General features: G+C 45.5%; 12 protein-coding genes. 7 read left to right on the forward strand and 5 right to left on the reverse strand.

Going from position 1 to position 13,296, the window contains the following annotated elements:
- Positions 1–114: 114 nt before the first annotated feature.
- Both DN748_RS07775 and DN748_RS07780 read right to left on the reverse strand, forming a co-directional pair.
- Positions 115–774: an aspartate kinase gene (locus tag DN748_RS07775; protein WP_112371224.1), complete on the reverse strand. Its 660-nt coding sequence runs from the start codon at positions 772–774 to the stop codon at positions 115–117.
- A 356-nt stretch (positions 775–1,130) separates the two neighbouring features.
- A complete protein-coding gene (locus DN748_RS07780; protein ID WP_112371225.1) occupies positions 1,131–1,490 on the reverse strand; it encodes a YraN family protein in 360 nt (119 codons plus the stop codon).
- Positions 1,491–1,786: 296 nt separating this feature from the next.
- On the opposite strand from DN748_RS07780, the gene DN748_RS07785 reads away from it, so the two are divergent.
- Positions 1,787–2,242, forward strand: a complete 456-nt coding sequence (locus tag DN748_RS07785) for a hypothetical protein (protein ID WP_112371226.1) — start codon at positions 1,787–1,789, stop codon at positions 2,240–2,242.
- Position 2,243: 1 nt separating this feature from the next.
- Here the strand turns inward: DN748_RS07785 and DN748_RS07790 are convergent, their stop codons facing one another.
- Entirely contained in the window at positions 2,244–3,218 is a 975-nt protein-coding gene (locus DN748_RS07790) for a S66 peptidase family protein (RefSeq protein WP_236636813.1), read from the reverse strand.
- Positions 3,219–3,428: 210 nt separating this feature from the next.
- Between DN748_RS07790 and metG the strand changes: the two genes are divergently transcribed.
- The 3 genes from metG (at position 3,429) to DN748_RS07805 (ending at position 8,550) form a co-directional block, all read left to right on the forward strand.
- Positions 3,429–5,501 (forward strand): methionine--tRNA ligase, encoded by a 2,073-nt coding sequence (gene metG / locus DN748_RS07795; RefSeq protein WP_112371227.1) that lies wholly within the window; start codon positions 3,429–3,431, stop codon positions 5,499–5,501.
- A 47-nt stretch (positions 5,502–5,548) separates the two neighbouring features.
- Positions 5,549–6,841 carry a phosphoribosylamine--glycine ligase gene (gene purD / locus DN748_RS07800; RefSeq protein WP_112371228.1) on the forward strand — a complete coding sequence of 431 codons (1,293 nt, stop codon included), beginning with the start codon at positions 5,549–5,551 and terminating at the stop codon, positions 6,839–6,841.
- Between the two features lie 353 nt (positions 6,842–7,194).
- Entirely contained in the window at positions 7,195–8,550 is a 1,356-nt protein-coding gene (locus tag DN748_RS07805) for a transposase (RefSeq protein WP_112371229.1), read from the forward strand.
- Positions 8,551–8,804: 254 nt separating this feature from the next.
- Here DN748_RS07805 and DN748_RS07810 read toward each other — a convergent pair whose 3' ends face one another.
- Entirely contained in the window at positions 8,805–9,035 is a 231-nt protein-coding gene (locus tag DN748_RS07810; protein WP_112371230.1) for a DUF6341 family protein, read from the reverse strand.
- A gap of 77 nt (positions 9,036–9,112) precedes the next feature.
- On the opposite strand from DN748_RS07810, the gene DN748_RS07815 reads away from it, so the two are divergent.
- Positions 9,113–10,039 carry a DUF6427 family protein gene (locus DN748_RS07815; RefSeq protein WP_112371231.1) on the forward strand — a complete coding sequence of 309 codons (927 nt, stop codon included), beginning with the start codon at positions 9,113–9,115 and terminating at the stop codon, positions 10,037–10,039.
- Between the two features lie 17 nt (positions 10,040–10,056).
- Here DN748_RS07815 and upp read toward each other — a convergent pair whose 3' ends face one another.
- The gene (gene upp, locus DN748_RS07820) at positions 10,057–10,716 is read right to left on the reverse strand and encodes a uracil phosphoribosyltransferase (protein WP_112371232.1); all 660 of its coding nucleotides are present in this window, start codon (positions 10,714–10,716) and stop codon (positions 10,057–10,059) included.
- Between the two features lie 225 nt (positions 10,717–10,941).
- On the opposite strand from upp, the gene DN748_RS07825 reads away from it, so the two are divergent.
- On the forward strand, positions 10,942–12,255 hold the full coding sequence (locus tag DN748_RS07825) for a flippase (protein ID WP_112371233.1): 1,314 nt from the start codon (positions 10,942–10,944) through the stop codon (positions 12,253–12,255).
- The gene (locus DN748_RS07830; protein ID WP_112371234.1) at positions 12,252–13,289 is read left to right on the forward strand and encodes a nitroreductase family protein; all 1,038 of its coding nucleotides are present in this window, start codon (positions 12,252–12,254) and stop codon (positions 13,287–13,289) included. Before DN748_RS07825 ends, DN748_RS07830 begins: the two co-directional genes overlap by 4 nt.
- Positions 13,290–13,296 lie beyond the last annotated feature (7 nt).

Consider the following 13,296-nt stretch of genomic DNA (forward strand, 5'->3'; position numbering starts at 1 on the left):
AATTCGATAATGTGCCAATAGGTCAATTAGTCAATGTGCAAATTAACCAGATTATCACATTGACACATTATCACATTATCGAATTGGCACATTATCACATTACCCCAATTAATTTTAAAGATTTTTAAGGTCCTTGATTACCTTAAAGGCCTTGTCTATCTGTGCTTCTCCCACGATAATGGTAAATTCATTGGTGGTGGAAATGACCTCGTGAAGGATGATCCCCTCCCATGCGAGACGCTGGAATATGAAATAGTATATTCCCGGAATGACCACATTTTCCTCCGGAAGCTTTACGGTTATGGAGGCGAGGTCCTCCACCTTCTGCGTCATTTTTTCTTCGCGGAACATAGATTCTACCACGGAGTTCTGGGAGTTACTGACCACGATATTGGTTTCGTTAACCCCCCTGGAGGAAGTGTAAAAGGCGTCCTTGTTTTTGTTGACCTCATTCAGGAGATTGGCCTGGCTGTTGAGTATGGTGTCGGAGAGGAGAAAAGTGTAATCGGTAAGGGACGACCGTACCGTGATTTCCCCGATGTTCTTGAGTACTTTCAGGATTTTATGCGTAGCGCGAAACTCCATGTCTGTCGACAACCGTTTGAGCGCCATGACCACAGCACCACTTCGAACTTCCTTGCCCAGTTGGTCCTCAATTTCCGGCCCTATGATGCGGGATAGTGAAGTGAGGTTTATAATTCCTTGTGCCAGAGCACTTTGTAAGAAGGGCTTTGTCTTGATGTAGTTCTCCACTACGGAAGAAATCGTTTTCATTGTGAAATGGTTTTGGTTTTTGAAAAAGCTAAAATAACAATTTGTTTTATTTAAAACAAATGGTAACAAGAATAAATTAAAAAAAATTTCACGAGGCTTTTCCCGTGTTTTAAAAATAATGTGTTATAATTTAATTTGTCTGCCCGTTTATTATCAAGTTAAAGGTTAAAACCCTGCTTTCACCGGCCTGCAATTCCATTGCAGTTACTTTAGTTTGTATATCCTTTGGTTACTGAGTTATTGCGTGTTGACTAAATAACTTAGTAACTCAATAACCTAATAACAAGGCAATTCCATTGCCTTTTTAAACCCCTGGACTTGTTGTCCGGAGTGGTTTAGTTTCGGGAAGCAGCAAATCAGAAGTGAAAGAAGGCATCTTCGATATGGTTCAGTTCGGAGTGCTCCCCTTTCCCCGTGACGGTAATGATATCGAAGCGAACCTCGGAGTTGATGTTACGGGCCCTTACATAGTGGTCTATGGCTTTTACCAGTAGCCTTATTTTTTTCCGGTTCACCGCATCCTGCGGAAGGGCAAACAGGAGTGAACTCCGCGATTTTACCTCCACCACGGCAAGAATATCTCCCTTAAGGGCGATGATGTCTATTTCTGCCCTGGCAAAGGTGTAATTGCGTTCCAGGATGGTGTAACCCTGTTCTTCCAGGTACGCTGCGGCCCTTTGCTCTCCTTCAGATCCGAAATCGTTATGTGCTGCCATAATACGTTGGAAACTATTTTAAAAATACACAAAAAAACAACACGAAGAATTTTCTTTCATGGTTTAGAAACTGTTTAAATTTTGTTTTTGGAATATTTTATAGTGTATTTTTTTGTCAGGCGAAGGTCTTTTGAGGTGCATAGCCATAGCTACGTACCGAAAAATAGCTGAAGCATGGCGGAAAAAGACGCATAAAAGAACCGAAGGATAAAACTTAAACAGTTTCTTAATCCGGAATGGCTCCGGCATGGTAGCAGAAAGCCCGAAAGTTTATAACTTTGCGAAAACATGGATTTATGAGTTACCAAAATTATTTCTCACTCATAACAGCATTTTTATTGCTCTGGGCAGGGGCTTGTAAAGACGGTGCGGCACGTCGCGGGGCCACACATGAGGATGACACTTTCCGGAAAGATCTGCGGGCCGAAAAAGGAGATACCCTGGACCTTGTTTTTGAAAATGGCAAGGCTCATATAAGCATATTTAAAGAAGAACGACAGAAAAAATACCTGCGTTTTACCACGGCAACCCCCGGCACGTTAACCGCGGAAATCACTGCCGGAGATTCCGGGGCCAATCTCCGGTTCGGTCAGATTTTAATGCCCGACGGCACCGCAGACGGGCCATTCGGAAAGACCATCGAATATCATCTGCCCCATGCCGGAACCTATCTTCTGTGGATAGGGGAAAACCAGATGGCCGGCGATCCGTGGGAAGGGGTCTTTGAGGTTAATGCCGTATCGGGCAAGTAGGTTAGGGCCTGCCGTCGTTCGTGAAAGAGAGGATGGTCTTTTCCTTTCCAACCTGGAGTTTTACCCTTTGCCCGAGAATAAGAGCCCTGTTGTCCTGAAGGTGCCCCGCGGGAAAATCAAAGCACACCGGGAAATGGTATTGGTCCGCAATATCCATGACAATGCCTATGGCATCCTTTCCCCACGGGATGCTGTTGTCGTGCATCCGGGTCATTCCGCCTACCACCAGCCCTTTTATATGGTCAAAATACCCGTTCCGCTTAAGGTTCATCATCATCCGGTCTATATGGTAGAGATATTCGTCCAGGTCTTCGATAAACAGTATCTTACCCTCCGTATCTATGGCAGAGGGAGAACCCAGCAGGCTGTACAATATGGAGAGGTTGCCCCCGGTGAGAATCCCTTCCCCGTTCCCGGTACGGTTTTGTGCCCTTGCGGGTACCGTATAGCTCAGGGGCTTTCCGAATAAACCGTCTTTAAGGCTCTGCATGGATTCCGGAGTGTTTTTTTTGACGTTGAGCGGCATGGTGGCATGCAAGGTGGCTATGCCCATATTGTGTATATGGCTGTGCAGTACGGTAACATCGCTGTAGCCCACGATCCATTTCGGTTTTTTACGGAAGTGTTCAAAATCGATCAGGTCAATGATACGAACCGTACCGTACCCGCCCCGGGCAATCCATATGGCCTTTATGGCAGGGTTGTCCAGCATCTGCTGGAGATCTGCGGCCCGCTCGCGGTCTGTTCCCGACAGCTGGTGGTATTCCGGGCCTATGGTATTGCCCGGTACCACATGCAGCCCCCAGTGCCTCAGCGAATCTGTCGCCGGTAACGCATCTTCGGGCTGAAAACTCCTGGCAGTGGCGATAATGCCCACGGTATCACCCTTTTGTAAATAAGGAGGAATAACCATATGTTGCGCATTCAGGAATGCCGTGTGGAAAATGAGCAACAGAACGGGAACGATTTTGTACATGGAAAATATATAACTGGTGAATGACAGGTGGCAAATTAACAAATATGTGGTAAAACAATGATACGATTTGCCGATTTTTACGGTCTAATCCATCCTAATGATTATTTTTGCACTGCTGTCCGGACCGCGTTTTTGTAACGGACAACAGGCGCTTTTGTTGCCTTTCAGCATTTGATTTTTCGAAACCAGAGACCAGAGAAAATACATTTTATGTCACAATACCCGAAACGTTATACCGTTACATCTGCATTGCCCTATACCAACGGCCCCATACATATAGGCCACCTGGCAGGGGTTTATGTACCCTCCGATATTTATGTCCGCTACCTGAGATTGCGCGGAAGGGACGTCGCTTTCGTATGCGGAAGCGATGAACACGGAGTGGCCATTTCCATGAAGGCGAGAAAGGAAGGAGTATCCCCTCAGGAGATTATAGACCGGTATCACGGAATGATCAAAAGATCTTTTGAAGAGTTCGGAATATCATTTGATAATTATTCCCGGACCTCAGCACCGATTCACCACGAAACGGCTTCCGGTTTTTTTCGCAAGCTTTATGACGATAATAAGTTTATCGAGGAGGTTACCGAACAGCTGTACGACGAAAAGGCCGGGCAGTTCCTGGCCGACCGTTTTGTGATAGGCACCTGTCCCAAATGCGGGAATGAAGAGGCCTACGGCGATCAGTGCGAAAGCTGCGGCGCATCGCTCAATGCTACGGACCTGATCAATCCGAAATCCACCATTACCGGGACAACCCCGGTATTGAAAGAAACCCGGCACTGGTTTCTCCCGCTCGACCGGTACGACTCATTCCTCAGGGAATGGATACTGGAAGGGCATAAAAACGACTGGAAACCCAATGTATACGGACAGGTAAAGTCGTGGCTCGACGACGGACTGAAACCCCGGGCCGTAACCCGTGACCTGGACTGGGGCATTCCCGTACCCGTGGAAGGCGCGGAGGGGAAAGTACTGTATGTCTGGTTTGATGCGCCCATAGGCTATATCTCATCGACCAAGGAATGGGCCGAAAGGGAAGGGACAGATTGGGAACCCTACTGGAAAGACAAGGACACCAAACTGGTTCATTTTATCGGAAAAGACAATATCGTATTTCACTGTGTGATCTTTCCCGCCATGCTCAGGGCAGAAGGAAGCTATATCCTTCCGGATAATGTGCCGGCCAATGAGTTTCTCAATCTCGAGGGAAATAAGTTGTCCACTTCAAAAAACTGGGCGGTATGGCTGCACGAATACCTGGAAGACTTTCCGGGAAAACAGGATGTGCTGAGATATACCCTCACCGCCAATGCGCCGGAAACCAAGGACAATGATTTTACCTGGAAAGATTTCCAGGCCAGGAATAACAACGAGCTGGTTGCCATATTCGGAAATTTTGTAAACCGGGTGGTTGTGCTGACCAACAAATATTACGACGGGGAAGTCCCCGGACCCGGAACCTATACCGGTCACGATAGCAAAACCCTTGAGGCCCTCCGCAAATACCCGGATATCATAGCCTCTTCCATAGAACGGTACCGCTTCAGGGAAGCGTTGGGTGAACTGATGAATGTGGCCCGGCTGGGCAATAAATACCTGGCCGATGAAGAACCCTGGAAACAGGTGAAGGAAAACCCGGAAAGAGTGCAGACCGTAATGTATGTGGCGCTTCAGGTGGCAGCAGCGCTGGGAGTGCTCAGCGAACCCTTTCTTCCCTTTACGGCCCGGAAACTTCAGGAAATGCTGGGGCTTAAGGAACCGGGAAAAGGAATATCCTGGGATGCTATTGCAACACCGGGGGCACAATTGCCCGCAGGACACCGGATAGGTAAGGCATCACTGCTCTTTACAAAAATAGAGGATGCCGAGATCGAAAAACAGCTGCAACGCCTGGAACAGACCAGGGAGAGCAATAAAATTGAAAAACAGGATACCACGGTCATGGAGCAAAAAGAAACCATCAGCTACGACGATTTTGCCAGGCTGGATATGAGGATAGGCACCATTGTAGAGGCCGAAAAAATGAAAAAGGCCGATAAGCTCCTGGTGCTGAAAGTGGATACGGGCCTGGATGTCCGTACCATAGTTTCGGGAATCGCACAGAGTTTTACCCCCGAAGAGATCATCGGGAAAAAGGTTACCGTACTGGTCAACCTCGCCCCCCGGAAACTCAGGGGAGTGGAAAGCCAGGGTATGATACTGATGACACAGCAGGCAGATGGCAAGCTGGTATTCCTCAACCCGGACGATACCGTAGCAAACGGGGAGAGTGTTTCATGAGATCAGCACCAATTAAACAACAGGGTAATTAATCAACAGCGCATACGATGAACATATTAATACTGGGCAGTGGCGGAAGAGAACATACTTTTGCCTGGAAGATCGCCCAAAGCGATAAGGTAAAACAATTGTTTATAGCCCCCGGAAATGCGGGAACTGCAAAAACCCGGCTTGCTTCGGGAGCGATGGCAACCAATGTAAATATAGCGGCTACGGATTTTGAGGCGGTAAAAGAGCTCGTGCTGGAAAAGCAGATAGACATGGTGGTTGTGGGCCCCGAAGATCCGCTGGTAAAGGGAATACACGATTATTTCCTGGACGACGAGCAGCTCAGGGAGGTGGCAGTTATAGGTCCGCAAAAAGAAGCAGCCCGCCTGGAAGGGAGCAAGGAATTTGCCAAGGAGTTTATGGAAAGGCACCGGATACCTACGGCGGCCTATCGCAGTTTTACCGCTGCAGAACTGGAAGAAGGCTACGCCTTTCTCCAGACCTTACAGCCTCCTTATGTGCTGAAGGCCGACGGACTGGCCGCGGGAAAGGGAGTACTTATACTGAACGACCTCGAAGAAGCAAAGGCGGAACTCAGGAATATGCTGGTAGAGGCCAAATTCGGAGATGCCAGTACCAAGGTGGTCATTGAGGAATTCCTGAGCGGGATAGAACTGAGTTGTTTTGTGATTACCGACGGGGAAAATTACCTGACGCTTCCCATGGCTAAGGACTACAAGCGTATAGGTGAGGGCGATACCGGCCTTAATACCGGGGGCATGGGGGCGGTTTCCCCGGTGCCGTTTGCCAGTGAGACGTTTGTGAAAAAGATCGAAGACCGTATTGTAAAACCTACCATTTCAGGTTTCCGTAAAGATAACCTGCCCTACAAGGGCTTTGTTTTTATCGGGCTGATCAAGGTAGGTGACGACCCCTATGTTATAGAATACAATGTGCGTATGGGAGACCCGGAGACCGAAGTGGTGCTGCCGAGGGTAAAAAACGACCTGGTGGAGCTCTTTGAAGCCGTACACCGGGGAACACTGGACGGTGTAAGCCTTGAAACAGATGACAGAGCGGCAACTACGGTGATGGCGGTGTCCGGCGGATACCCGGAAGCCTATGAAAAGGGAAAGGAGATCACGGGAGCCGATGATATTGAAGATTCCCTGGTCTTTCACGCGGGGACCCTCCTTGAGAACGATAAGGTACTGACCAGTGGCGGACGCGTAATAGCCGTTACTTCTTACGGAAAAGACTTTAAGGAAGCCCTGCAGCAGTCGTACGGGAATATGAGTAGGCTGTATTTCGACAAAATGTATTACCGCAGGGATATAGGGTTTGACCTGTAGCACGATGCGCCCTTTCCGGGGGCTTAAAATTCCTCTGAGCCTGGCTGGAGACTCCTTCCCTTTCTCCCGATTCCGGGGACCGGCCGGTCCGGATCACAGCATTGTCATTCCGACGACAGAGCCTGTCCCGACCTTTTCGGTAGGGGAGGGATCTCTTATACAAGACGGCTCTCCCCGCAGGGTTATAAAAAACCGGAAGTGATTGAACACCAAACACCCCGGCATTCAATAAAGGCACATTCAGAATTAAATAAACATTTGTAATTCAGCGGATTAATCCGTAATTTAGAGAAACAAAACCCCGAAAATTGGCCAAAGTGCCAAAAAACGGGGTTTTTCTATTTTACGTACCCATGAAATTACAAAGAATCTCGGAATTACAACACACATTTTCCTTTTTATCTTCCACGGAACAATTAACCGCCTATCGGGAACGCTTTTTTGAGAGTGACCTGGGAAAAATCTACCAGGCTATCCCCTGGGATGAGTTAGTCAGGGAATTTGGTTTGAAGCCTTGTGAAAAAGGTCCTCGTTTTATGTTCAGTCCCCGAGGGCGGATCGCTTTAATGGTTTTAAAACATCATGCGGGCTGTTCGGATCGAAAACTTATCGAACAACTTAACAGTAATATCGATTACCAATTCTTTTGTGATATCCATTTGGGATTACAGCGGATCACCAACTACAAGATCGTCAGCCAAATCCGCTGTGAACTCTCCCGGGTATTGGAGATCGATGCGTTAGAAAAGGTATTCTATACCCATTGGAAGCCCTATATTGATGAAGCTGAAAAAGCTGTCGTGGATGCCACCTGCTATGAGAGTGAAGTCCGTTACCCCACCAATCAAAAACTGCTCTGGGAAGCTGTAGAGTGGCTTTACAAAGCCCTGCGGCGGCTATGCCGGGCCCTAAAGGTGAAGCTTCCCCGTAGCAAATACCTCAAATGGAAGAAACGCTATATCGGTTACAGCAAGATGCGCAAGAAAACAGTCAAGAAACGTCGCTCACTTACCCGGGCACTGCTGCGACTCTTGGAGAGGTTCCTGAGTTTTGAAAAGCAGTTGCTCAAAGTGCACTCCGTGGAACTGCCCAAGCGCTACTATAAGACCATGTACACCATTCGGAAGGTCTACCGGCAGCAATGGAACCTGTTCACCACAGGGGAAAAGCCTAAAGGTCGTATTGTGAGTATCGGCAAGGACTACCTGCGTCCCATTGTCCGGGGTAAGGAGATCAAGAAAGTAGAGTTTGGTGCCAAGGTCAACAAGTTACAGATAGACGGGATCAACTTTATAGAACTCATCAGTTTTGATAATTTTAACGAAGGCACCCGGCTGAAGAGTTCCGTGTATAAAGCACAAGGTCTTACCCGAAGAAGACTAAAGGTTCTTGGAGCCGATGCCATCTACGCCACCAATGCCAACCGCAGGTTCGTGACCAGGCATGGGATCAAGACTGATTTTAAACCCAAAGGTCCTAAAGGCAAACACCGTAAAGAGCAAGCCCAACTGAAGGGACAAATCACCAAAGAACGGGCTTCCAGGCTGGAAGGCAGTTTTGGTAAGGAAAAGGAACATTATCACTTGAAAAAGATAAAAGCCAAAACCAGGGCTACCGAAATCTTGTGGATCTTCTTCGGCATCCATACGGCTAACTGTCTGGAAATCGGTAGGCGTATGACAGGACAACTCCACCGACAAGCAGCCTGATATGTTTTTAGAATAAGAGCAAAAACTACAGGATACCTATGTCTGTTTGGTACGACAATCCGGCTAAAACACCTAAAGTATCCTCAAAAAAGAAAAAACTCCGGTGATCCATATAAAATCACCAGAGTTTGTTGTCTATTTTTTTGGAAATTAGCTTACTTCTGAAAGCGCCAATAAAGAAGCCGCTCCTGAAGATCAGGGCGGCTTTTAATATTTTGCCTTAAAGGCCTGCAATAGCACTCTGACTTTTGCGTTTATTTCAGGAAGGAATGTGCAGAAATACTTTTGTTCTCCGTGCCTTCTTCATTGAATTTTTTAAGTTGGAGTATCCAGTAAACAACGGCGCACATACAGATGATGATAAATATCCAGTTCAGGGTGTTTGCCGCCCACCAGCTTTGGAGTTCCAGATCCCGGAGGGCGTGCAGCGGAATAAAAAGGATGTGTTCAAAGAGGTATTGAATGCCTTCAAAAAAATCTTTCATCGCTTCAAGGTAAAAGTTATACTATATTTACCCTGCAAATGTACATCATTTACACTGTAAACCTATAAAAACAAGAGATGATTTCCAGTTTTTTTAACCGGACCAAGCCCATAAACATGTTATTCATAGTGCTCTATGCCGTTTTTTTTTACGGGCTTACCCGGTTTTATCTCTATAAGGCCGACTGGAGCGCAGGGGCTTTGACCGGGTATGCCGGGCAGATACTGGTATTGGTGTTCAGTATATTCCTGATCAGTTTCATCATCCGGAAAAATGCCTTATGTGAAAACAACTCCTATTCCGCGTTGTTATTTGTCGCCTTTATGGCCCTTTTTCCCCAGATATTCGTGAGTCCCGAGATCATTATGGCCAACCTGTTCGTGCTGCTCGCATTGCGGCGGATTATCAGTATCCGTTCGTTTATCCAGGTAAAGCAGAAACTCTTTGATGCTTCGTTGTGGATCTGCGTATCGGCACTTTTCTATGAATGGACGCTGGTATTCCTGCTGCTGGTCTTTGCGGCCATCATGGTGTACAGGGTGGGGGAGTACAGGAACTGGCTGGTGCCTTTTGTCGCGGTTTTTGTGGTGGGGATGTTGCTGCTGACCTATGTGATCTGGTTTCGCGACCTGCACTGGGTGAGGGAAACATTTCCGTTTTCCGTGGATTTTTACAGTATAAGGACCATGACGCCCGGGTTTATCTCGGCAGTTGTTCTTATCGTCCTGACCGGGCTGGTATCGGTCATATCCTTTATAACCCGTTACAAGACCAAACCCTCCGGGGTGCAATCTTCTCTCCTTCTTATTGTCATAGCCATGCTGCTGGCATGTGGGGTGGCTTCGGTATCCAATAACCGCGAAAGTGACGAGGTGGTATTCGCTCTTTTCCCCGTAGCGGTGCTTGCCGCCAATTACCTCCAGGAGATCGTGAGGCCGTGGTGGAAAGAAAGCCTGTTGTGGTTTTTTGTGGCGGCTCCGTTTATCCTGTTGTTTATAAACTGACGGCGCTTTCCCTTGGCTCAGTGCTGTAACTTGGGACCGTAAGCGAGGTCGCCGGCATCGCCAAGCCCGGGAATGATATAGCCCTTTTCATTCAATCTGTCGTCCATAGCGGCGATCCACAGGTGGGAATCTTCCGGAAAATACGCTTCTACCGCTGCAATACCCGGTGTTGAACCGACAACGGCCAGCAGGTGTATTTCCGAAGGAGTTCCCATTTTCTTCAGGGCATCATAGGCAGCCATAAACGATCTCCCGGTGGCCAGCATGGGATCGGCCAGGAGCAGGGTCTTTCCCTGCAGGGAAGGAGAGGAAAGATATTCTACCAGGATCTCGAAGTCATCTCCGTGACCGGTGTGATGGCGATAGGCTGAAACAAAAGCGTTTTCCGCCCCGTCAAAATAATCGAGCAGGCCATTGTGAAAAGCGATACCCGCCCTCAGGATGGAGCAGATGACCACCTTGTTCTGTATGAGCGGAATTTCCTTTTCCCCGAGGGGAGTCGTTACCGTTGTGTTGCGATAGGAAAGCGCTTTGCTCAGCTCGTACCCGAGGATATGGGCTATACGTTGTATATTGGTCCGGAACCGCATGCGGTCTGACTGTATCTTGATATCTCGTGCTTCGGCAATAAACCGGTTGAGCAGGCTGGCCTGTGCCCCTATGTGATGTATCTGCATATCAGGGAGATTTGATTCCCGTAAAATTACACAAAATGTACAAAGCAGCCGCAATACAGACAATTACGGAATCCCGCCGCTGACTTGTCAGGATTGTTGTACATTTGCCGGAAAGAACCCCTCTTCGGCAAAATTAAAGACGAAACGGAAATTTAAATCGTTTTTATAAGCAACGGTTTCGGGGAGAGGGCGTCTTTGGAGTAAGCCATTTTGATAATACAGAAATTGATAGAAAAATTAATAAATATTAAATCTGATGATGTCCGGAAGTATTTATCCAATACTTTCTGGTTGATGTTGGAAAAGGTTTTTCGATTACTTATCAATGTATTTGTCGGAATATGGATTGCCAGAAGTCTTGGACCTGCGAATTATGGAACCCTTAATTTTGGAATTGCATTTGCAACGGTTTTGTTTCCTTTAGTGCATTTTGGATTACAGGGAGTCTTGGTAAAGGAGCTTTATAGTAGCATGCAGGATAAAGAAACCATTTTGGGTACGTCGTTTGTGTTAAAGACCATATTGGGATTGAGTGTTTTTTTATCAATGCTGATATTTTATCATTTTGGTTTATTTCCTACAAAAGACCAGGGTTACATAGTTTTGTTATCTTCTTTATCCGTTGTTTTTTTGTCATTTACCGTCATAGAGAGCTGGTTTGAAGCCAAGGCAGAGAATAGGAAGGTGTCGGTCTACAAGGGGATTTTTTTTATAATATCTTCAGGCATAAAGGTTTTATTCATATTCAATGAAATGCCGGTATTTTATTTTGCCCTGGCATATAGTTTAGAATTTTTTTTGGCTGCCATAGCTTTGATCATTTCATACTTGGGAGAGGAGGGGTCTTTATTTAATTGGAGATATAGTGGTTCTGTATTGAGAAAGCTGATAAATAAATCCTGGCTTCTTATTCTATCAAGTTTCTCAGCAATTCTTTATCTGAAAGTCGATCAGATAATGTTAGGAAACATGACTTCGTCTGATGATTTAGGATACTATTCGGCTGCCGTCAAGTTATCGGAAGCATGGTATTTTGTTCCCTTGGTATTGGGAAATGCTTTATTCCCGGCAATTTTAAGTGCAAAACAAGAAAGTTATGTCAAATATAAAAGGAGAATACAACAATTGAGTGACCTGTTTTTTGTTTTGTCATTTTTTTTGGCTTTTTCAGTTACCTTTAGTGCGAAATTTTGGATAAGAGTTTTTTATGGAGAGGCATATGAACCTTCCGCGGTTATTCTGCAAATTCATATTTGGGCCGGAGTTTTTATTTTTTTGCGGACAGTTTTGAGTAAATGGCTTATTGCAGAAGATAAATATTGGTTTTCTCTTTTATCTCAGGTTTCAGGTGCCGTATCTAATATTGTACTTAATTATTTTTTGATACCCATTTATGGAGGAATAGGAGCGGCAATTGCAACTATAATATCGTATAGTATAACTTCATTTTTTATTTTGGCCCTTTTCAAGGAGACCAGAAATATGTTTTTTATCTTTTTGAGATCAATGTTTTTTCCTGTCAGAATGTTCAGATTATGAAAAAAAGAATAAAGAAGGTGGTTTTATGGGTTGAACACAAAGGGTTAAAAATAATATCCATTAACCCCTGGTTCAGTAGTTTTTATTATTTTCTTTTTTCCTCTGCATTCAGGAGAGAGCATCATGCAGTAATAAAAGGAAGGATACAATATTATAATCAAAATATTTGGGGAAATGATGTCAATTATCTTTTGACACGAAATATTCACAGAATAGAAAAGGGGCTTATAATGAAGCAAAGAAAGCCTGTTTTTGCATTGGAATATATAGAAGAAACTGTTCATGCCTATGAAATTGCGGTTAGGTCATATAGTAATGAACAGGTCAGGGAGTTTAAATGGTATACGGACGTCCTGTCTACATATTTTGAATCTGTGGATCATAGTAACACTGTAATCAATTTGGAGAGGAAGAAGTTTGAAAACTGTAGGATTGGTTTCAAGGATGAACTAAAATCGGCTCCATACAAGAGAAATTTTGATTTGCGTCAGGTTTCTTATGACCAAATGTATAATCTTGCCATTTTGAGAAGATCTGTCAGGTGGTATGAGGAACGAAAGGTTCCCAGAGAACTAATAGACAAAGCCATAAAAATAGCCGGTTTGTCTCCATCGGCATGCAACAGGCAGCCATTTGAGTTTCGTGTATATGACAAGCCTGAACTCGTACGTGAGATAGCTGATATTACTTGGGGGACAAAGGGGTTCAGTCATAATTTCCCCGCATTAATTGTTCTTGTTGGAAAATTAGAAGCTTATTTTGATGAACGGGACAGGCATGTAATATATATTGACGCATCACTTGCCGCAATGTCCTTTATGTTTGCTCTTGAAACACAGGGATTGAGCTCATGCCCTATTAACTGGCCTGATGTGAAAGAATTTGAATCAAAAATGTCCAACTTGTTAAAACTGGTTCCACATGAAAGGCCGGTGATGCTAATTTCATTGGGATATCCGGATAAGGATGCCATGGTTCCTTTTTCGGAAAAGAAAGGGCTTTCGGTATTAAGGACTTATAATAAGATAAATTAAAGTGATA

The organism is Sinomicrobium soli, from assembly GCF_003285545.1.
Taxonomy (GTDB): Bacteria; Bacteroidota; Bacteroidia; order Flavobacteriales; family Flavobacteriaceae; genus Sinomicrobium.